We start from the raw sequence: 20,280 nt of genomic DNA on the forward strand, positions 1-20,280 counted from the left end.
GCTTCAAAGCCTTCTATGCTGCACTCGCGGCTCGCTCCGGATCAAAGAAACTCGCCATCGTCGCTGTCGCCAGAAAACTTCTGATCACTCTCAACGCCATCATTCGAGACAAAACCGCATTCGCATGAACACAGTTGCCATGCCGTGACCGTCGTCCAAGAACGCGACGGAACAGAATTCTGCACCGCAGCAGCGCCTTGATGTAACGGCATGGATCCTGGGGTCTTCGCCGCGTCGCTTCGCTCCTTGCTACGCCCCAGGATGACGAAGGCGCGAGGGTCCCACCAACAAACTACCAAAGTGATGCTGGCTCGTCGCTGGCATAACAATGGTCAATTCTCTCTGGCCCATGACTGACTACGCCTCCCCTGCTAGACGACCACCTACGAATGCGAGGAAGCCCATGCGCAAACTCATCTCCACCGGTTCGCCCTTCGAAAAAACCGCCGGCTACTCGCGCGCCGTCGTACAAGGCGATTGGTGTTTCGTGTCGGGAACCACCGGCTACGACTATGCGACCATGACGATGCCGGAGACGGTCGAGGCGCAGGCGCGCAATTGCCTGGCGACGATTGCCAAGGCCTTGCAGGACGGCGGCTTCGAGATGGCCGACGTGGTGCGGGCGCATTACTACATCACCGACCAGGCTTTCGTTGATGTCGTCTTCCCGATCCTTGGCGAGGCCTTCGGCGAGATCAGGCCGGCGGCGACGATGATCGTCTGCCAGTTGAACAGACCGGAAATGAAGATCGAGATCGAAGTTACGGCGCTGCGGCGCACGGTATGAGCCCATGAAAGTCCGGCGCATCGTTGCAAACATAGACACGCAGGATATCGCGGCGGCAAGGCGCTTCTATCAGGATGTGCTCGGCCTCGATGTGCTCATGGATATGGGCTGGATCGCCACCTATGGCTCGCAAGAGACAATGACCGTGCAGATCAGCTTCATGGCCGAAGGCGGCTCCGGCACGCCGGTGCCTGACCTGTCGATCGAGGTCGACGATGTCGATGCCGCGCTCGACGCCATGAAGAGCGCCGGCTTCGCCATCGAATACGGCCCGGCCGACGAACCCTGGGGCGTGCGGCGCTTTTATGTGCGCGATCCGTTCGGCAGGCTGGTCAATATCCTCTCGCATCGGTGACCACGCTTCCCACGCGCAGGCTTGCGCGCCGGCCGCTTGGCGTTTAGCAAGGCCGCGATTTCAACTTCTTTCCGGGACGGTTCTCCATGGCTTCGAAAAATCTTCTCCTGCTCGCCGGCGACGGCATCGGCCCCGAGGCGATGGCCGAGGTGAAGAAGCTGATCGCGGCCATGAACGCAAAGCTGGGCAGCGGCTTCGTCACCGACGAGGGGCTGGTCGGCGGCTGCGCCTATGATGCGCATGGCGCGGCGATCTCCGATGCCGACATGGAAAAGGCAATGGCGGCGGATGCCGTGCTGTTCGGCGCCGTCGGCGGGCCGAAATGGGACAAGGTGCCTTATGAAGTCCGCCCCGAGGCCGGGCTGCTGCGGCTGCGCAAGGACATGGAGCTGTTTGCCAATCTGCGTCCGGCCATCTGCTATCCGGCGCTGGCAGCATCCTCTTCGCTCAAGCAGGAGGTCGTCGAGGGTCTCGATATCCTCATCGTGCGCGAACTCACCGGCGGCGTCTATTTCGGCGAGCCGAAGCAGATCATCGACCTCGGCAACGGCCAGAAGCGCGGCATCGACACGCAGGTCTACGACACGTTCGAGATCGAGCGCATTTCAAGCGTTGCCTTCGAGCTGGCGCGGACGCGCAAGAACCACGTCACCTCGATGGAAAAGCGCAATGTGATGAAGTCGGGCGTGCTGTGGAACGAGGTCGTCAGCCACACGCACAAGGCCAAATACGCCGACGTCAAGCTCGACCACATGCTGGCCGATGCCGGCGGCATGCAGTTAGTGCGCTGGCCAAAACAGTTCGACGTCATCGTCACCGACAATCTGTTCGGCGACATGCTGTCCGACATCGCCGCCATGCTGACCGGCTCGATCGGCATGCTGCCGTCGGCCTCGCTCGGCGCGCCGGATGTGAAGACCAAGAAACGCAAGGCGCTCTACGAGCCGGTGCATGGTTCGGCGCCCGACATCGCCGGTCAGGGCATCGCCAACCCGATCGCCATGATCGCCTCCTTCGCCATGTGCCTGCGCTATTCCTTCGGCATGGTGGCCGAGGCCGACAAGCTCGAAGGCGCTATCGCCGCCGTGCTCGATCAGGGCTTGCGAACCAAGGACATCATGTCCGAGGGCATGACCGAGGTCGGCACCGTCGAGATGGGCGACGCGATCATCGCCAAGTTCCTGGGCTGATCCGATGGCGGTCGACGTCCGCTGGGCGACGACCGGCGATGCGGCGGCGCTTGCCGTCATGCTCTGCGAGATGGCGGTGCATTACCGGCAGCCGCCACTCGACAGCGAGCGCGCGCTGGCTGCGGCGCGAAAATGGCTTGGCGAGGAAAGCCCTGCCTATCCGCATTTCGCGCAGGCCTTCGTCGATGGCGAGGTTGCCGGCCTGGCATCGGTGGCCATCGCGCATCCCGGCATTGACCTTGAGAGACTGCTTTTCCTGAAAGATCTGTTCGTACGCGACCATGCCCGCAATGCTGGCGTCGGCCGGGCGTTGATCGGCTTTCTCGCCCGTCATTGCCTTAGCGAGGGCATCGGCCGCCTCGACCTCACCACCGAGGACTGGAACGAGGGCGCGCTACGCTTCTACGCGCAGCTCGGCGCCGAGCGTCACGGCCAGAAGGTCTTCCTCAGACTGTCGGGCAAGGCGCTGGAAACGGCAGCTAAACCCTGACGCCTACCGGCACCGGCCCCCACCGGTTTTCTTGTCCCTGCGTCGGGATCAGCGCGAAGACCAGCGTGGCGAGGCCGCCGACCGTCGGGATGAAAAACAGCACGGCAAGCCAGCCGGTCAGGCCGATATCGTGCAGGCGGCGCACGATCAGCCCGATCCACGGCACGAACGTTGCCAGGATGAACGTGATGGAAAGCCCCATCGCCATCGCCGGCAGGTCTGTGCCGGCGTCCAGATTGCCCATGGCCGCGTCGGCGGCGACGCCGATACCGAAGACCACGATCAAACTGACCATCCAGAACAGGCAAAAAGCCCAGAATTCCTTGCGGCGGGCGCGACCGGCAAAGTTGAAATAGTTTTCCGTCACCGCCCGCCAGAAATAGCCCCACAAACCGGTGGAGCCGCCGGTCTCGGTGTCGGCGAGACGGCCAAAATGCTGCGGTTGAGACGCGGCCGCCGCCGGCTTGCTGCCGGCCTGAGGTGATGTGGCGGTGGGGCCTGCCGGAGCCGCCGACGTCTGGGTACGGATCGAATAGACATTGCGCGCCTGGCCACCGCCCGGCTGGAATTCGACAAGCGCGCCCTTGGCCACCGAGGCGTCGCGGCGCATGTCCTCGCGCGCGAAGCCGTAGCGGTTGCCGTCAGCTCCGGCGATGAAACCGAAGCCCTGGTCTTCGTCATAGTGAAGAACTTCGCCGCGCATGTCCTTGCCCCCGCAATACATCCGGCCGAAATGTGACACGCGCCCGAACCGGCAAGCAAGGCCTGCGCCAGGAAAACGTGGCTTTTGCCGTCGCTGCAAATGAAGCATAAGGCGCAATCTTCCTCGTCAAGAAGTAGGCAATGACCATCCAAAGCTTGAATGCCGGTACGACGGGGGAAGACGAAGCGGGCACGAGAGCGCCAACGCTGTTCATCGACGCGACGGGATTGTTGTTGTGGCCGCCCGGCAAGGCCCTGGCGGGCATTCCGCGGATCGAAGAGTTTCTGGTCAAGGCAGCCTTGGCGGATCCCGACCCTGCCGTGGAGGTGGTGGCGTTCAGAGCTGCGGAGTGCAGGTTCGAACCGCTGGCCCCCTTCGAGCAGGATTATTGGGCGGCAAGCGGGATTGCGCCTTTTCGCGCCAGGCGACGGCCAGGGACGATAGAGGCGCTGTCGCAGGCTCTCCGGTCGGTGAGGCAATATCCGTGGGGCAAGCGAGATGCCGACCGTCACCTTGCCATGACGGTGACCAGCGGCAAGAAGGGACCCGGGTTTCACGCGGTGAGGCTGCTGATCCGTGCCTATCGCTCATACCGGCGGGTTCTTGGCAGGCTCGGCTGGCGCCAGGAGGTTCCGCATCGACCCGTCGATGCCGAACGGAGCCTGGTGCTGATCTCCAATCACATTCTCACACGGGAGGACCGATCGGCCATCTCGGGCGACGCCAAAGGCTTCGCCTTCATCTGCCACGATCTCATCCCGGTACTGCGCCCCGACCTGGTAGGCTCGGGCCCGACCGAGAAAGCCTTCGGGACCTACCTCGAGAGGCTTGTGCGGTCGGGGGCGACGGCTTTCTGCACCTCGGCCGAGGCCAGCGTCACGCTGACCGATCACACGCGCCAGGCCGGCATCGCGCCGCCGGTCATCCACCGCTTTCCAATGCCGTCGATCCTCTACGAGACTGCTTCGCGGCTCGATATGACGTCGCGCTTCGAGCCCGATGAGCCGTTCGTGCTTTACTGTTCGACCATCGAAGTGCGGAAGAACCACATCATGCTGGCGCGGATCTGGCGGCATGCGCTCGAAGACGGCGTCAGCCTGCCAAGGCTTGTCTGCGTCGGACGCCGGGGATGGATGGTTGAGGCGTTGAACGCCTATCTGAAGGCTCACCCCGAGCTGGCCGGTCCGGTGACGTTCACCGGCCCGATCAGTGACGAGGAGCTTATCCGCCACTACCGCAGCGCGTCCTTCGGCGTCTTCCCTTCGCATATCGAGGGCTGGGGCTATGGCGCCTCGGAATGTCTCGATTTCGGGGTGCCGGTGATCGTGTCGAAAACGCCGTCGCTGATCGAGGCGACCGGCGGCCTGATGCCGGCAATCGAGTCCACCGATCAGGCAGGTTGGTACGCAGCCATCCGCAGGATGGCCGAGGACACGGAATGGCGTTCCTCGCTGACGGACCGCATCGCGCGGCAGCACCGGCCGACGCCCGCAGCAGCCAGCTGGGCGGCGATCAAGGCCGGTCTCAAGGCAGGCAGATCACGTCCGCCTGAGGCCGGCTGAGGGCCGCAAGGCCGGCGGCAAGGGCTCGCCTCTACGCCGGCCGCGTCTTCGACTTCTTGTGCTTTGGCGGTCCGGCCTTGTCGAATTTCGGCTTGCCCGCTTTCGCGGCCCAGGGCTTTGCCTCGAACGGAGGGCGCTGGCCATCCGATGCCGCGGCGCGCTTGTCGAATTTCGGCTTGTGGGCACTTTGGGGCGCATTCTGGTCGAATGCCCGCTTGCCGCGGTGCGGCTTCTTGTCAGGCTGCGGCGGCTGAGAACCGGCGCGGGAAAGATCGGGCGTACCGTCCAGCCGCTGCACCACGATGTTGTTCTGCAGCTTCTTGTCGGGGCCGATCGCCGCCAGGAACCGGTCGGCCCAGTCGGCGGCGATCTGCACGAAAGTCTCTTCCGGCTGCATCTTGATGGCGCCGATCTCGCGCTTGGAGATGTTGCCGGTGCGGCACAGCATCGGGATCAGCCAGCGCGGTTCGGCATTTTGCCGACGGCCGACCGACAGCGAGAACCAGACGCTGGCGCCGAAATCGTCACGGCGGCTGGGCGTCTCGTCGCGGCGGGCAAACTTTTCGCCCGACGGCGTGAACGGTGCGACATCGAGCAGGTCCTCGGGCGCCGAGCGGCTGGCACGACATTGGCGTACGAAGGCGGCCGCCACCTGTTCGGCGCCATGCCGGGCGAGAAGCGCGTCGATGAAACCGCGCTCGTCATCCTTCACGGGCTCGTCGAAAGCCGGATCGGCAAGAATGCGCTCGTCGTCGCGCTGGATCACATCGTCGGCCGATGGTGGGCTCGCCCATGTCGCCTTCAGCCCGGCATTCTGCAAAAGCCGCTCGGTGCGCTTGCGGGCACTGTTCGGAACGATCAGCGCGCTGACGCCCTTGCGTCCGGCACGCCCGGTTCGCCCGCTCCGGTGGAGCAGCGTCTCAGGATTGGTCGGCAGGTCGGCGTGGATGACCAGTTCGAGGTTAGGCAGGTCGATGCCGCGCGCCGCCACGTCGGTGGCGATGCAGACCTTGGCGCGGCCGTCGCGCATCGCCTGCAAGGCATGGCTGCGCTCGTTCTGGCTGAGCTCGCCCGACAGCGCCACGACGGAAAAATTGCGGTTGTTGAAGCGTGCCGTCAGATGGTTGACGGCGGCGCGGGTGTTGCAGAACACCAGCGCGTTCTTGGCCTCGTAATAGCGGAGCACGTTGATGATGGCGTTTTCCCGGTCGGCCTGGGCGACGTTCAGCGCCCGGTATTCGATATCGAGATGCTGCTTTTCCTCGCCGGCGGCCGAGATGCGCACCGCATCTCGCTGGTAGCCTTGCGCCAGCGTGGCGATGGAGCGCGGCACGGTGGCCGAAAACATCAGCGTGCGGCGCTCGGCCGGGGCGGCATCGAGGATGAATTCCAGGTCTTCGCGAAAACCGAGATCGAGCATCTCGTCGGCCTCGTCGAGAACGACGGCCTTGAGCGCCGACATGTCGAGCGCGTGCCGAGTGATGTGGTCGCGCAGCCGGCCTGGCGTGCCGACGACGATGTGGGCGCCGCGCTCCAGCGCGCGCCGCTCCGTGCGCATGTCCATGCCGCCGACGCAGGACGCGACCGTCGCGCCGGTCAGCTCGTAGAGCCATTGCAATTCGCGCGTCACCTGCAAGGCGAGCTCGCGCGTCGGCGCCACGGCCAGCGCCAGCGGTGCTCCCGCCTGGGCAAAGCGATCCGCGCCTTCGAGAAGGGTCGGCGCCAAAGCAAGGCCGAAGGCGACGGTCTTGCCGGAACCGGTCTGCGCCGAAACCAGTGCGTCGGCCTGACCGAGTTCGGGGGCGAGAACCGCCTTCTGCACCGGCGTCAGCTCGGCATAGCCGCGTTTTTCCAGCGCCTGTGCAAGCGCAGGAACAATACCTTGGAAACTGGACATCTATCTCTTTCGGAATTCTGGGTCTGCGCTCGTCATGGAGCACATGCCGGCGCATGCCAGCCAAACAATCTTGGCCGTTCGTACTTCCTGCCGCCGCCATTGTACAGGGCGAGCGGCACTGCCTTTCCCTTCTCCCCTTGTGGGAGAAGGTGGATCGGCGCGCAGCGCCGAGACGGATGAGGGGTGTTGGACGGATCGCAGTCGGCGCCAAGCTGGAACACCCCTCATCCGTCGCCTTCGGCGACACCTTCTCCCACAAGGGGAGAAGGGAGAGCAGAGCGCGCAATTGACTCTTTTTGCAAACCGCGTAAAAGCCGGCATCGAACGGGATCGTCATTCGATGCGCGGCCTTTTGATGGCTCTTCTTGCATTCGACTTCCCTGGCCACAATGCGAACCATTGGGCCGGGCGCGTCGGCGCGTCCCCTCGTTCCAGCAAAACCACGGCCAAAACGACCACTAAAACGGTCTGATTCCCTTGGCCTAACCACCCTCTCCCGGGTCCGGCCTGGGGGTTGAAACCCGCATCGGCCGGCGGGTTTTCTCCAAAAACCGAGCGGAGAGGGACAGGAGATCTTTATGAGTTTCAAGGTTGCGATCGTCGGCGCCACGGGCAATGTGGGCCGGGAAATGCTGAACATACTGGAAGAGCGCGGCTTTCCGGTGAGCGAAGTGGTGGCACTGGCCTCGCGGCGCAGCCAGGGCACGGAAGTGTCGTTCGGCGACCGCACGCTGAAGGTCAAGTCGCTCGACCAGTATGATTTTTCCGATACCGATATCTGCATCATGTCGGCCGGCGGCAACGTCTCCAAGGAATGGTCGCCGAAGATCGGCAAGCAGGGCTGCGTCGTCATCGATAATTCGTCGGCCTTCCGCTACGATCAGGACGTGCCGCTGATCGTGCCGGAAGTGAACCCGGATGCGATTTCGCTGTTCACCCGCAAGAACATCATCGCCAATCCGAACTGCTCGACGGCACAGCTGGTGGTGGCGCTGAAGCCGCTGCATGACTTTGCCACCATCAAGCGCGTCGTCGTCGCCACCTACCAGTCGGTGTCGGGTGCCGGCAAGGAAGGCATGGACGAATTGTTCACGCAGACGCGTGCCGTGTTCGTCGCCGACCAGGTCGACGTCAAGAAGTTCACCAAGCGCATCGCCTTCAACGTCATCCCGCATATCGACGTCTTCCTCGACGACGGCTTCACCAAGGAAGAGTGGAAGATGGTGGCCGAGACCAAGAAAATGCTCGACCCCAAGATCAAGCTGACGGCGACCTGCGTACGCGTCCCGGTGTTCATCGGCCATTCGGAAGCGGTCAACATCGAGTTCGAAAAGCCGATCACCGCCGACGAGGCGCGCGACATCCTGCGCGAAGCGCCGGGCTGCCAGGTCTTGGACAAGCGCGAGGATGGCGGCTACATCACGCCACTCGAATCGGCCGGCGAGGACGCCACCTTCATCTCGCGCATCCGCGAGGATTCGACCATCGACAACGGTCTGTCGATGTGGATCGTCTCCGACAATCTGCGCAAGGGCGCGGCGCTGAACGCGGTGCAGATCGCCGAGCTGCTGGTCGAGCGCGGCCTGATCCAGCCCAAGAAGAAGGCGGCATAATCTCGCTCACGGGCGGTTCCGTTTTCGCTCACGGGCCGCACCGCCGCTACCGCGGCTGGCCCTCCGCGGGGGCGCCGGACGACCGGCGGCCCGCAGTCGCGGGCTCGGCCTTCGGCCGGGCAGCTCCCTTCTCCCCGTTCACGGGGAGAAGGTCCCGGCAGGGGGATGAGGGGCAGCGCCGGCCTCTGCTGAGAAACGTCCATGAACGATCCCGCCAAAGTCACGCTGCGCCCGGCCACCGGTTCTGACGCCGCTGCTATCGCCAGGCTCATGCGGGCAGCTCTTGGCTCGTTCGACTGGATGCCGGTCATCCACACGCCGGACGAGGATTTTTCTTTCATCCGCGATATCGTACTACCGCGACAGCAGGTGACGGTCGCAGAGGCCGGCGAGACGATCGTCGGCTTCATCGCCATCAGTGGCGACTGGGTCGAGCAGCTCTATCTCGATCCGGCCTGGACCGGACGAGGCATCGGCAATCGGCTGCTGATAGACGCGACCGCTGCCATGCCGGTCGTGAAACTGCATTGTTTTCAGGCCAACAGCGGCGCCCGGCGTTTCTATGAGCGGCACGGGTTTCGCGTGGAGGCCTTCGGCGACGGCACGAGCAACGAGGAGGGCCTGCCGGACATCCTGTATGTCCGCAAGCGTTGACCTCGCCTCTCAGGCGCTCTCGGTTGCCAAGTCCCTCAGCAGCTCCATCGCCTCTTCCGCCCGGTCGGCCGGTACGAACAGGTGGTCGTGATAAAAGGCCGAGACCGGGTTGACGCCCATGCCGGTTCTGGCCAGCCGCGCGGTGATGGCGGCGAGGAAGCCGACCGCCTCCAGCGGCGAATGGATGTTCAGCGTGATCATGCAGCACGGGAAGACGGCGTCGAGGCCAGCTGCCCTGGCTTCGCCTTCCAGCACGATCAGCGTCGTGCCCTCGCGCTCGCGAAACAGCATCACCGGTTCGAGCGTGCTGGGAACCGGCATACCGGGCGGCAAGGTGACGAAGACATGGATGCCGGCAAGCAGTTCCGGCGTCATCGTCGCCAGAAGTTTTTTCAGGTCGGTCTCGCCAGCCATCGGTTGCTTCCGGATCTTGTGCAACAGGCGGTCGTTGAGCGCCTGCGCCCTTTCGTCAGTTTCGCCGACTTCGATAACGCGCACCGCCGTTCCCTCGCAAGGCGACATGGCTATGTCGTTGACGGCTGAGCTTGCGCAGCAGCGCCGCCACACAATAAACGAGCTCAGGGCCGGCGCCGGTCCGTGAAAGGGTTTTCCTATGATCGTTCGCCCGCGTCCGGGGGTCCTGCACCTGTTCTTCATCATGCGCGGATCGGTGGTGCCGCGCATCCTGCCGCAGATCTTTGGTTTTGCCGCCTATGGCGCGCTGGTGGTGGTGATCGTCAGGGCGCTGAAGCTCGACTTCGGCCATGCCGGCACAGCACCCTTCGCCCTGCTTGGCGTCGCGCTGTCGATCTATCTCGGCTTCCGCAACAACGCCGCCTATGACCGCTGGTGGGAGGCGCGCAAGCTGTGGGGACAGCTGGTCTTCGACATCCGCAATTTGGCGCGCGCTTCCACCGGGCTGATCGAGGACCGGACCGAGTTGCGCTGCCTGTTGATGGAGGCGACGGCCTTCTGTCACTTCCTGCGCGGCCTGCTCAGACGGGTCGATGCCACGGCGGAAGCTCGCACCTTCATCGGCGACGAGGTTGAAGGCGCCGTCCAGGCCGCCAACGCGCCGGACGCCATGCTGCGGCGGATGGGCGGGCGTATTGCAGCACTCCGCAGGGCCGGCGCCATCGACACGATCGGTTATCGCATCCTCGACGAACGGCTGTCGGAGATCGCCGCCGCACAGGCAGGCTGCGAGCGCATCGCCGGAACGCCGTTGCCTTTTGCCTATACGCTGCTCTTGCAGCGCACCGCCTACATCTTCTGCCTGCATTTGCCCTTCGGGCTGACTTCCGCCGCCGGCTGGGCGACACCGCTGTTCACGGCGCTGATGGCCTACACGTTCTTCGGCCTCGACGCGCTTTCGGAGGAGCTCGAGGATCCGTTCGGCACCCAGCCCAACGACCTTGCGCTGGACGGCCTGTGCCGCGCCTGCGAGATCTCGGTGTTCGAGGCGCTGGGCGAGACGCCGCCGAAGATGATTGCGGCCGAAAGGTTCTATTTTTCCTAGCCTTGGCAATGGCTTACCGGGCGGCACCGCGCCCGGATGCCAAAAGATTCCGGCCCGTGTCGGATTGCCGCCTCCTGCCGCGTCCTTGGCTCGACTCCCAAAAAAGGGGGCTCGCAGCATCAGGAGGGAACATCAATGTCCATGTCGCAAACCGCACCCGTCTCATCAGGCGCCTTATGGACCGGCCGTGCGCTCAGCACGATCATCGTGCTGTTCATGATCTTCGATGGCGTCATCAAACTGCCGCCGCTGGATATCGTCACCCAGACCATGACGCAGCTTGGCTGGCCGGCCGATGCCAATGCCGCGCGCCTGCTCGGCATTATTGGGCTGGTTTCGACCGCGCTCTATGCGTTGCCGCGCACCTCGGTGCTCGGCGCCATCCTGCTCACTGCCTATATGGGCGGCGCCGTCGCCACCCATGTGCGCATCGGCAGCCCGCTGTTTTCGCACATTCTGTTCGGCGTCTATCTCGGCGTCATCCTGTGGGGCGGCCTGTGCCTGCGCGACCCCAGGGTGCGCGCACTGTTCGCCAACTAACCCATTGAAGGGATAGGACAATGCTTGCCACCATCCTCATCATTCTCGTCGTCATCATCGCCGCGGTGCTCCTCTATGCCGCGACCCGGCCCAACGATTTCGTCGTCAGCCGCTCGGCCGACATCAAGGCGCCCGCCGAGGCGATCTTTCCACTGATCAACGATTTCAGGCGCTGGCCTACCTGGTCGCCGTACGAAAAACTCGACCCGGACATGAAACGCACGCTCTCCGGCGCCGAAAGCGGCAAGGGCGCCGCCTATGCCTGGCATGGCAACAGCAAGGCCGGGGTCGGCCGTATGGAAATCACCAATTCGGTTCCGTCCTCACTGGTGGCGCTGAAGCTCGATTTCGAAAAGCCGTTCAGGGCCAACAATACCGTCGACTTCACCCTGACGCCGTCGGGCGAGAACACGAACGTCACCTGGGCAATGCGCGGCGGCCGGCCCTTCATCGCCAAGCTGATGGGCCTGTTCATGAATTTCGACACGCTGATCGGCAGGGATTTCGAGGCCGGACTAGCCAATCTGAAGCGGGCCACCGAGAAATAGATCCGGACCAGGCTTGCGACACCGCTGCTTCCTCGAGATCTGGCGGTCGCAAAGAAGCGCATCTGCATTCTCGCGTGGATCGATTCCTTCACTTTTGCGTTATTGCGCATGGCGTAGCGGGCGAAACCGAGAGGAACGACAATGAAGAAGCTAATGGTTTTGATGGCGTTGCTGGTGCCGCTCGGCGCGTGCTCGCAAACGGAAAAAGGCGCGGCGGTCGGCGGCCTGGGCGGCGCGGCCGTAGGTGCCGCGGTCGCAAACGATCCGGTGGAAGGCGCAGTTGTCGGTGGCGCTGTTGGTGCCGTCGCCGGTGCGCTGATCGGCCGGGCCAGCGAACCGGATCGTTGCCGCTACCGGGACCGCTATGGGCGTACCTATATCGCCCGCTGCCCGGACGGCTATTGAGCGGGCGCGGCCTTCGGCACAGGGCATACCCTGAAAAGAGAACGGCGGGCCAATGGCCCGCCGTTTTCGTAAGCAAATTGAGCCGGATTACTCGGCGGTGGCGGCTTCCGCCTCGGCAGGTGCTGCGGCCGCGGCGGCAACAGCGGCTGCGGCATCGTCCTGCGCCTTCTTCAAAAGGGCAGCGCGCTCCTGCGCCTTCTTGCCGGGCTCGGCCTTCTTCGGGTTGGAGCGGGCGTCGCGCTTGGCGAGGCCTGCCTCGTCGAGGAAGCGCAGTACGCGGTCGGTCGGCTGGGCGCCGTGCGACAGCCAATGCTTGACGCGGTCGGCGTCAACCTTGACGCGCTCGCCGTCCTTGGGCAGCAGCGGGTTCCACGAGCCGAGCGACTCGATGAAACGGCCGTCGCGCGGCGAACGGGCGTCGGCAACGACGACGTGGTAGTAAGGACGCTTCTTCGAGCCCGCACGGGCCAGTCTGATCTTCAATGGCATTTCTTTTCTCCTAGAAACTCTGATTTCGTTGGTTGGTTACGGCTGGTCCTCAGCCGGTTTTCGTCACGCCGTTGGCAGCGGCGATCTGTTCGTGGTGACGGATCACTTCGCGGACGACGAAGTTGAGGAATTTTTCCGCGAAATCGGGGTCGAGATGCGCATCCTTGGCCAATTGGCGAAGGCGGGCGATCTGCTGTTGCTCGCGCGCCGAATCGGCCGGCGGCAGGCCGTGCTCGGCCTTCAGCACGCCAACCGCCTTGGTACAGCGGAAGCGCTCGGCCAGCATATGGATGAGGGCGGCGTCGATGTTGTCGATCGAAGCGCGATAACCGGCCAGGATGGTGCGTGCGTCGGCCATGTCCTTGTCCTCGTTCATGACGCCCTCACTTCTTCTTACCAAGACCGGGCAGCCCGCCGCCGCCCAGGCCGGGAAGACCGGGTAGCTTCATGCCGCCGGGCAGACCGGGCAGGCCATCGCCGCCGGGGAGGCCGCCGGGCAAGCCCTTCATGCCGCCGAGGCCGGCCGCCTGCGCCTGCTTCTGCAAGGCTTCGAGCTGCTTGGGGTCCATCTTGGACAGGTCCGGCATGCCTCCCATACCGCCCATGCCACCCGGCATCATGCCACCAAGACCCATCTTCGAGGCAAGGCCGCCCATCATGCCGCGCATGAGGCCGCCGCCTTTGCCTTTGCCGCCCATCGCCTTCATCATGTCGGCCATGCCGCGATGCATTTTCAGCAGCTTATTGATCTCGGCTGCATCGGTGCCGGAGCCGGCGGCGATGCGCTTCTTGCGTGAGTGCTTCAGGATATCGGGGTTGGCGCGCTCGGCCTTGGTCATCGACGAGATGATGGCGAGCTGACGGCCGAACATCCTGTCGTCGAGGCCGGCCGCGGCCATCTGGTCCTTCATCTTGCCCATGCCGGGCATCATGCCCATGATGCCGCCCATGCCACCCATCTTCGACATCTGCTGAAGCTGGCCAGCAAGGTCGTTCAGGTCGAACTTGCCCGATTGCATCTTCCTGGCCATCGCCGCCGCCTGCTCGGCGTCGATGTTTTCGGCGGCCTTTTCGACAAGCGAGACAATGTCGCCCATGCCCAGGATGCGGTCGGCGATGCGCTTGGGATGGAATTCCTCCAGCCCGTCCATCTTTTCGCCGGTGCCGATCAGCTTGATCGGCTTGCCGGTGACGGCGCGCATCGAAAGGGCCGCGCCGCCGCGGCCGTCGCCGTCCATGCGGGTCAGCACCAGGCCGGTGATGCCGACGCGCTCGTCGAAACTCTTGGCCAGGTTGACGGCGTCCTGGCCGGTCAGCGAGTCGGCGACCAGCAGGATCTCGTGCGGCGACGACACCTTCTTGATGTCGGCCATCTCGACCATCAGCGGCTCGTCGATATGGGTGCGGCCGGCAGTGTCGAGGATGACGATGTCATGGCCGCCGAGCTTTGCCGCCTGCACGGCCCGCCGCGCGATATCGACCGGGTTCTGGCCGGCGATGACCGGCAGCGTCGCCACCTTCACCTGTTCGCCGAGCTGGCGCAGCTGCTCCTGCGCGGCGGGGCGCCGCGTGTCGAGCGAGGCCATCAGAACCTTCTTGTTCTGGCGCTCGGTCAACCGCTTGGCGATCTTGGCCGAGGTCGTCGTCTTGCCGGAGCCCTGCAGGCCGACCATCATGACGACGACGGGCGCCGGCGCGTTGAGGTCGACGGCGACGCCCTCGGCGCCCAGCATCTCGACCAGCTCGTCATGTACGATCTTGACGACCATCTGGCCGGGCTTGATCGACTTCACCACGGCGGCGCCGACCGCCTTCTCGCGCACCTTGTCGGTGAAGGAACGGACCACCTCCAAGGCAACGTCCGCCTCGAGCAGCGCGCGGCGCACCTCGCGCAGCGCCGCCGAGACATCCGCTTCGGACAGCGCACCGCGGCCAGTCAGGCCGTTCAGGATCGAACCAAGACGTTCCTGTAGCGATTCAAACATTCTTTTTCCTTTTCCCTGGCACCCGGATGGCTGCCCGAGAGGTAGTGCGTTCGCGCCGATCGTCCAACCAGAAGCCAAAGCCAAAAAGCACCCGGGGGCGCACAGCGCTGCCGGGTGTTGGCCTCCAGGATCGATTTACGGCACTCGCCTCAAAAAGGCTTCGGCGTCCTGGTCGGCTTGCTCGGAGGGATACTCGTCGCGGGATTCGCGGCGTGTAGACAGGAAATCGGCCGTAGAGTCAAGGCGCGGGCCGAGATGAGCGTCGAAACGCTGTTTTTGCGACTGGTTCAAGGGAGCACCTCTCCGTCGAGAATACGCGCGTAGAGGTCGAGGTAACCCTTGGCGGTCCGGGCGATCGGAAAGCGCTCGGCGGCCGAGTCGCGGCAGCGTTGCGGGGATAGATCCGCGACGGCGGCAAGGGCCGCGCCGAACTCCGCGTCCGTGTCGAAGAAGCGCCCGGTGTCGGCGTCGACGATCTCGGGCAGCGCGCCGCGCGGGGTCGTCAGCACCGGCGTTCCGCACAGCATCGCCTCGACCGAAGCCATGCCGAACGGCTCTTCCCAGGCGATCGGATTGAGAAAGGCCTTTGTCTCTCCCAGCAGGCGCAGCTTTTTGTCGCCATCGACGATGCCATGGAAGCGGTAGCGGCTGGCAAGGCTTTTGAAGAAGACGCCCTGGTTTCGAACATGGCTGCGCGTGAGCAGTTTCCAGCGCGAGCCGCCGGCGATATCGAGGGGGAAATCAAACTTCTTCGCCAGGTCGACGGCGCGGTTCAGGTTCTTGCCGGCGCGCGCGATGCCGGCAAGGAACATCAGACGATCGGTCTTGGTTTCGGCCAGCCGATAGGCCTCGGTCGGAAAGCCGTTGTGGACGAAGGTCTCGCGGCCGTGGTTGCGGGCATGGCTGGCGCTGACGAAACTCCAGTTCTTCTGCCGTCTGGGCTCGCTTGGAGTATGGCCGTGCTCGGTGTTGAGGGTCGGAAACGGAACCTCGATAAACCAGCTGTTGAAATGGACAATATCGGTGTCGGCGGGGATGGCGGCCCGGCATTGCTGCGCCGACGACGCCTGCCGCACTTCGCACAACGGATGGCTGGAGCCAGGGTCGGCGATAAGCACCACCCGGTGACCGAGGCGCGCGAGTTCGCTCGCCAGCCACTCGACCTGACGCTGAGTGCCGCCATAGCCCTTGCAGGGGATTGCGCCCCTGACCACCAATGTGATGCGCATTAGTCCGGCCCGACCTTCAGCGGCGAGCGCGGATGCAACAGGAGCAACACCGTCAGCAGGCTGCTGACGATGCCGATCGCGGCGATCAGGACCGCGTCCCACGTCGTCCAGCCGGGGCCTTCCAACGGCTTGGCGTTGAACAGGGCAAAGGAATTGTAGCCTGCCTGGTGCGAAATCAGCAGGAAGCCGGTCAGGTTGTTGCCGAGATGGGCGCCGAAGGCAGCACCCAGATTGCCCGTCGCATAGACCAGAAGCGTCAGCACCAGCGCGAAGGTGGCGATCGAGACCAGCACGCAGGCATTGATGGCGAGCGACGAGGCCGAACTCCAATGCAGCGCGGTGAACAGCAGCACCGGCAGCAACACCCAGATAAGAGGGCTGCGAAACCGGTTTGCCAGGCCTCTCAGCAGATAACCGCGAAACAGCGCCTCCTCAGAGGACGTCTGCAGAAAGGCCAGCAAGACGATCGGGACGAGGAACAGCAGCCAGGACGGCAGGCTGATCGCGCCGCGCGCGATCTCGGGTTGCAGCCAATAGAGCAACACCTCGGAGAGCAGCGAGGTGATCAGCACCGCCGCCAGGCCCTTGAGGAATCCCTGGCGCGAAACGCGGCGGCTGGTTCCGATCAGCGCCGACAGCGGCTCCCCGTGCACCCAGCGCATAGCGATCCAAAGGCCGATCCAGATGCCGGCGAAGGAGACCAGTGCGATAAGGATCCCTTCGGGCGATGCCAGGAAATCCTGCACCGGCCGGCCGATCGGCGCGCTGCCGGCCATCGAGGCCCGCCAGGCGACGAAGGCATAGGTGCCGCCGAGCAGCACGACCAGGGTCGTCGCCACCCAGAAAAGCACGACAATGGCGCTGCCGAGCAGGAGGCGCGGCAAATTTGTCCTGTCGTTCGGCGAGCGCCGATAGCGCTCGAAAGCGGCATTGTCGATGATCACGCGGCTCCCCTGCCCAACGTATTCGCGACGCATGATCTATGGGATCGGGGCTCCGTGCGCAATCATCCTCGTCAGGCCCTCATGTGCTGAGCTCGAAAAGAGCGGCGGCCGCCAGCGCTGGCGGCCGCGTGTTTCAGTGACCTAGTCACGCATGACGTAGACGATGCGCCGCGTGCCGGGGTCGACCAGCGCCGGCTGGTTGTTCACATAGACGTAGCGGTAGTCGTAATCGGGGATTTCGCGCAACTCGACCGTGTCCGGCAAGGTCGCGCCTGTCACCACCTCGCCGTCGAGATAGACAGGATCGAGCCGGTGCGTCGTGACGTAGGTGCCGACTTCGGCCGGAGGCCTGGCGATCGGGTCGATCGGTTCGGCCGCGACAATGGCGCTGGTATAGGTATCCGTATAGATATCGTCACTCGGCGGCGTCACAACCTCGATATCGGCGTCAACCGGCCGGCGCGTCAGCACCACCTGATTGCCGCCGAAATCGGCCGTTACATAATCCGAATAGACCCAGCCCTGGCCATTGGCCTCGGCGATCGTGCACCATTTGCTGTTTGCAATGCAGCCTTGGAGCGTTGCCGACTGGCCGGCGGCCAGCACGCCGATCACGGGATATTGCGGGCCGGGGCCGGCGCGCACGTTGAGATCGGTGACAGCCGAAACGGCGGTTTCGGCCAGGGCCGCGCCCGACATGGCGACGAGCGCCCCGGCGATGGCCGGAAACAGTATGGCTTTCATGATTTCTCTCCGTTCTTCGAACTCCCTCGCGAACGGAAACGAAACAAGGCTCTATGCGTTCCGGCTAAAATGCCCCTGCCGGCTCACGAATTGTTCCGGTTTCTTTCGGCAAACCGGTCAAAAGCGCGTGGACGAAGTCCAGTTTCCGCGCCGTCACGTCCGAAATGACGAAGGGATAGAGATCGGGCAGGCCCATGCAGCGGTTGATCGAGTTGGACGCCTCCGACAGGACCAGCCAGCGGGCGAGGATCCTGTCGAAGGGCTCGGGCACGGTGGCGGGTTCGGACGGCGCTGCCTGCAGTTCGCCGCCGGTATCGCCGCGCGGCAGCGCCTCGGCGTCAACCGTCTCCAGCCGGCCAAGCGGGAAATTCAGCGCATGCACCATCTCCAGCGTGTCGGTGATGTGCAGATAGTGCGCGAAGGTTTCGGCCCAGTCTTCCCAAGGGTGCGACGTCGCATAGGCGGAGATGTGGCCCTGCTGCCAGTCGGGCGCAGCCCCCGTGGCATAGTAGGTCTGCAGCGCCTGCTCATAGTCCGGGCGGTCGTCGCCGAACAAGGCGCGGAAGGCTGCAAGCCTTTGCGGGTCGTCTCGGATCAGACGATCCCAGTAATAGTGGCCGAGCTCGTGGCGGAAATGGCCGAGCAGCGTGCGGTAATTCTCGCCCATTTCGACGCGCCGTCTTTCACGTTCGGCGGAGTCCGCCTCGGCGACGTTGAGCGTGATCAGGCCGTTGTCGTGGCCGGTCAGGATGCGCTCGCCGCCGGGGCCGCCGCCGATCGGATCGGCAAGGAAGTCGAAGGCAAGGCCGGCCTCGTCGCCGGGGTTGTGCTTTGGTGCGGTCGGCAGGCCGAAGGCGAGCAGCGAATAGATGGCGCGCTTCTTGGCCGCCTCGACGCGGATCCAGCGCCGGCGGTTGCCGTCGACCGAGAGGTCCGGGATCAGCTGGTTCAGCGCGCAGGCGCGGCAGAAGGCCTGGCCCGGCTCCGCCCGCCAGTTGCAGGCGCATTCATCGGCATTGGTGCATTGGAAAACGCCGTCGACACCAGACAAGGTAAAGCTTGCCTGCTCGGGATCATAGAGGACGAGGCTGGCGCAGCTCAGGCACTGGGCGTTCTCGAAATATAGGCGGTGGCCGCAATGCGGGCAGTCGAACAGCTTCATTGTGCTCTCAAATCGTCAGAGCCCGCATATAGGGCGGGATCGCCGGCCACCCAAACGCGAGCCGCCGCCCCAGCCGCCGCTATCCAATCGCAAGCAAGGCGGCCACCTGCCGTGCCACGCTCTCTCCCGACAGGCGCGCGCCGCCGCAGGTCTGGATGAGCGGACCGGCCAGGTGCTCGCCGGCGAAGAAGATCTTTTCCGCCACCGGCTGCATCAGCGTGGCGCGCGCTTCGGAACGTCCCGGGCGGGCCGCCGCATACGCTCCGCGCACGAAGCGCTCGCCGCCCCAATTGGTCATCATGGCGCGTGCGACATGCTTGCGGGTGTCGGCACCGAAGATGTTGCAGAGCCGGTCGACGACGAAGTCGATACCCGCCGCCTCACCGGCAGCCGACATCTCCCAGGCGAAGTCGCCGCCGACGAAACCGACCATCAGGTCGAGATCGAAGGGAAAGCACAGGAAGTAGATGTCGTGCCTGGCCAACCGCTCGATCAACAGATCGTCGAAGGGCTGCAGGCCAAGCCTGGTGCCCCGGATCTCGACCGGCAGCTTGGTCAGCATGCCCATAGGCAGATCGAAGAAGGCGCCAAAATGCGTATCGGGAAGCGCCGGCGAGAATTCGATCTCCTCGAAGGCGAGCACCGCCGGCGAGGCTGTGACGATGACCGCCCTGGCGCGGATGGTGCCGCGATCGGTGACGCAGGCGACACCCGGCACGTCCCAGAGGATCTTGCGCACCGGCGTCGACAGTTCCACCGGCAGGTCTGCCCCGAAATGCGCCACCAGGGCGCCAAACCCTTCCTTGCTGAAATAATTGGGATCGAGATCGGCGGCGGCCTGAAAGTCACGGATCGATATTTCATCCTCGTCGGCGCCAAAATCCATCGGCCCGGCGAAGGTGGCGGCGGCGCGCGGCGCATGTCCCTTGGCGAGGAGTGCCGAAAGGCGGTCGTCGTCGCCTTCTTCCACCTGGTGCGCGGCCAGCAGTTCGAACAGCCGTGCATCGGCGGCCTTCATCTCGGCCTCTTCGACCTCGCTTGCCTTGCGCTGGCGGTAATAGAGATGATCGACATTCATGTCGTGATGGTGAAGCGTCCAGCCGGCGGCCTCGGCCTCGGGAAAATAGGGATTGCGGTCCGCGGCATGCAGCCAGGCGCAGCCGATGTCGAACGGGACGCCGAAATGCTGGTCGCTGGTCCAGGCGCGACCGCCGACGCGGCCCATCGCTTCCAGTAGTTTGAAGGAAAGGCCGGCGGCGCGAATGGTCTTGGCGGCGGCGAGGCCAGCGGAGCCGGCGCCGATGATCACGACGTCAACATCTTCCATGAATGCAAGACCCCCGCCACAATATCTACTTGATCGTAGGCAAATTGCGCGGCATTGGCCAGTGCGGTGGATTTTGAAGGTCCGGTGGCATCAGTGTTCGAAGGCGTTGAAACCGAATTTCGCGCGTAGCCTTGCTG

General features: G+C 64.4%; 23 protein-coding genes and 1 pseudogene. 12 read left to right on the forward strand and 12 right to left on the reverse strand.

The features are described 5' to 3' along the window. From AC04SI_RS04945 to AC04SI_RS04965, 5 genes and pseudogenes are all read left to right on the forward strand, one after another. Positions 1 to 128 (forward strand): annotated as a pseudogene (locus AC04SI_RS04945) (IS110 family transposase); the annotation flags it as partial. Positions 129 to 403: 275 nt separating this feature from the next. Further along, positions 404 to 787, forward strand: coding sequence for a RidA family protein (locus AC04SI_RS04950; protein ID WP_404283421.1), 384 nt, complete (start codon positions 404 to 406; stop codon positions 785 to 787). Positions 788 to 791: 4 nt separating this feature from the next. Further along, positions 792 to 1,142 (forward strand): VOC family protein, encoded by a 351-nt coding sequence (locus AC04SI_RS04955; RefSeq protein WP_404283419.1) that lies wholly within the window; start codon positions 792 to 794, stop codon positions 1,140 to 1,142. An 86-nt stretch (positions 1,143 to 1,228) separates the two neighbouring features. Beyond that, on the forward strand, positions 1,229 to 2,332 hold the full coding sequence (leuB, locus tag AC04SI_RS04960; protein ID WP_404283418.1) for a 3-isopropylmalate dehydrogenase: 1,104 nt from the start codon (positions 1,229 to 1,231) through the stop codon (positions 2,330 to 2,332). 4 nt (positions 2,333 to 2,336) lie between these two features. Next, the gene (locus AC04SI_RS04965; RefSeq protein ID WP_404283416.1) at positions 2,337 to 2,822 is read left to right on the forward strand and encodes a GNAT family N-acetyltransferase; all 486 of its coding nucleotides are present in this window, start codon (positions 2,337 to 2,339) and stop codon (positions 2,820 to 2,822) included. Here AC04SI_RS04965 and AC04SI_RS04970 read toward each other — a convergent pair. Then, on the reverse strand, positions 2,812 to 3,525 hold the full coding sequence (locus AC04SI_RS04970) for a DUF805 domain-containing protein (protein WP_404283415.1): 714 nt from the start codon (positions 3,523 to 3,525) through the stop codon (positions 2,812 to 2,814). The genes AC04SI_RS04965 and AC04SI_RS04970 overlap by 11 nt on opposite strands. A 140-nt stretch (positions 3,526 to 3,665) precedes the next feature. Between AC04SI_RS04970 and AC04SI_RS04975 the strand changes: the two genes are divergently transcribed. Then, positions 3,666 to 5,087, forward strand: coding sequence for a glycosyltransferase (locus AC04SI_RS04975; protein WP_488473974.1), 1,422 nt, complete (start codon positions 3,666 to 3,668; stop codon positions 5,085 to 5,087). 31 nt (positions 5,088 to 5,118) lie between these two features. Here the strand turns inward: AC04SI_RS04975 and AC04SI_RS04980 are convergent, their stop codons facing one another. Next, the gene (locus AC04SI_RS04980; protein WP_404283412.1) at positions 5,119 to 6,984 is read right to left on the reverse strand and encodes a DEAD/DEAH box helicase; all 1,866 of its coding nucleotides are present in this window, start codon (positions 6,982 to 6,984) and stop codon (positions 5,119 to 5,121) included. A gap of 578 nt (positions 6,985 to 7,562) precedes the next feature. Here AC04SI_RS04980 and AC04SI_RS04985 point away from each other — a divergent pair. Together AC04SI_RS04985 and AC04SI_RS04990 are read left to right on the forward strand one after the other, a co-directional pair. Beyond that, a complete protein-coding gene (locus AC04SI_RS04985) occupies positions 7,563 to 8,597 on the forward strand; it encodes an aspartate-semialdehyde dehydrogenase (protein ID WP_404283410.1) in 1,035 nt (344 codons plus the stop codon). A gap of 201 nt (positions 8,598 to 8,798) precedes the next feature. After that, complete coding sequence (locus tag AC04SI_RS04990) at positions 8,799 to 9,251, forward strand: GNAT family N-acetyltransferase (RefSeq protein WP_404283408.1); 453 nt, start codon at positions 8,799 to 8,801, stop codon at positions 9,249 to 9,251. 9 nt (positions 9,252 to 9,260) lie between these two features. Here AC04SI_RS04990 and AC04SI_RS04995 read toward each other — a convergent pair whose 3' ends face one another. Next, complete coding sequence (locus AC04SI_RS04995) at positions 9,261 to 9,665, reverse strand: ACT domain-containing protein (RefSeq protein WP_404283437.1); 405 nt, start codon at positions 9,663 to 9,665, stop codon at positions 9,261 to 9,263. A gap of 199 nt (positions 9,666 to 9,864) precedes the next feature. Here AC04SI_RS04995 and AC04SI_RS05000 point away from each other — a divergent pair, with 199 nt between their 5' ends. From AC04SI_RS05000 to AC04SI_RS05015, 4 genes are all read left to right on the forward strand, one after another. Next, positions 9,865 to 10,770, forward strand: a complete 906-nt coding sequence (locus AC04SI_RS05000; RefSeq protein ID WP_404283407.1) for a bestrophin family protein — start codon at positions 9,865 to 9,867, stop codon at positions 10,768 to 10,770. A gap of 135 nt (positions 10,771 to 10,905) precedes the next feature. Beyond that, complete coding sequence (locus AC04SI_RS05005; protein WP_404283405.1) at positions 10,906 to 11,310, forward strand: DoxX family protein; 405 nt, start codon at positions 10,906 to 10,908, stop codon at positions 11,308 to 11,310. 20 nt (positions 11,311 to 11,330) lie between these two features. Next, on the forward strand, positions 11,331 to 11,858 hold the full coding sequence (locus AC04SI_RS05010) for an SRPBCC family protein (protein WP_404283403.1): 528 nt from the start codon (positions 11,331 to 11,333) through the stop codon (positions 11,856 to 11,858). 141 nt (positions 11,859 to 11,999) lie between these two features. Then, positions 12,000 to 12,263, forward strand: a complete 264-nt coding sequence (locus AC04SI_RS05015) for a YMGG-like glycine zipper-containing protein (RefSeq protein ID WP_404283402.1) — start codon at positions 12,000 to 12,002, stop codon at positions 12,261 to 12,263. Positions 12,264 to 12,350: 87 nt separating this feature from the next. Here AC04SI_RS05015 and rpsP read toward each other — a convergent pair whose 3' ends face one another. The 9 genes from rpsP to AC04SI_RS05060 all read right to left on the reverse strand — a co-directional run bounded on the left by rpsP (position 12,351) and on the right by AC04SI_RS05060 (position 20,143). After that, positions 12,351 to 12,752, reverse strand: coding sequence for a 30S ribosomal protein S16 (rpsP, locus tag AC04SI_RS05020; RefSeq protein ID WP_404283400.1), 402 nt, complete (start codon positions 12,750 to 12,752; stop codon positions 12,351 to 12,353). Between the two features lie 49 nt (positions 12,753 to 12,801). Continuing rightward, a complete protein-coding gene (locus AC04SI_RS05025) occupies positions 12,802 to 13,128 on the reverse strand; it encodes a chorismate mutase (protein WP_404283398.1) in 327 nt (108 codons plus the stop codon). A gap of 7 nt (positions 13,129 to 13,135) precedes the next feature. Next, positions 13,136 to 14,737 (reverse strand): signal recognition particle protein, encoded by a 1,602-nt coding sequence (ffh, locus tag AC04SI_RS05030; RefSeq protein ID WP_404283396.1) that lies wholly within the window; start codon positions 14,735 to 14,737, stop codon positions 13,136 to 13,138. 135 nt (positions 14,738 to 14,872) lie between these two features. After that, positions 14,873 to 15,028 (reverse strand): hypothetical protein, encoded by a 156-nt coding sequence (locus AC04SI_RS05035; protein WP_404283395.1) that lies wholly within the window; start codon positions 15,026 to 15,028, stop codon positions 14,873 to 14,875. After that, complete coding sequence (locus AC04SI_RS05040) at positions 15,025 to 15,966, reverse strand: glycosyltransferase (protein WP_404283393.1); 942 nt, start codon at positions 15,964 to 15,966, stop codon at positions 15,025 to 15,027. Before AC04SI_RS05040 ends, AC04SI_RS05035 begins: the two co-directional genes overlap by 4 nt. Continuing rightward, positions 15,966 to 16,910: a CPBP family intramembrane glutamic endopeptidase gene (locus AC04SI_RS05045; RefSeq protein WP_404283391.1), complete on the reverse strand. Its 945-nt coding sequence runs from the start codon at positions 16,908 to 16,910 to the stop codon at positions 15,966 to 15,968. The genes AC04SI_RS05040 and AC04SI_RS05045 overlap by 1 nt, the downstream gene beginning before the upstream one ends. 141 nt (positions 16,911 to 17,051) lie before the next feature. Beyond that, complete coding sequence (locus AC04SI_RS05050; protein ID WP_404283390.1) at positions 17,052 to 17,654, reverse strand: DUF1236 domain-containing protein; 603 nt, start codon at positions 17,652 to 17,654, stop codon at positions 17,052 to 17,054. Between the two features lie 64 nt (positions 17,655 to 17,718). Further along, positions 17,719 to 18,816, reverse strand: a complete 1,098-nt coding sequence (locus tag AC04SI_RS05055; RefSeq protein WP_404283389.1) for a zinc-binding metallopeptidase family protein — start codon at positions 18,814 to 18,816, stop codon at positions 17,719 to 17,721. A 79-nt stretch (positions 18,817 to 18,895) separates the two neighbouring features. Further along, positions 18,896 to 20,143, reverse strand: coding sequence for a flavin monoamine oxidase family protein (locus tag AC04SI_RS05060; protein WP_404283387.1), 1,248 nt, complete (start codon positions 20,141 to 20,143; stop codon positions 18,896 to 18,898). Positions 20,144 to 20,280 lie beyond the last annotated feature (137 nt).

The organism is Mesorhizobium sp. CNPSo 4689 (assembly GCF_057784325.1).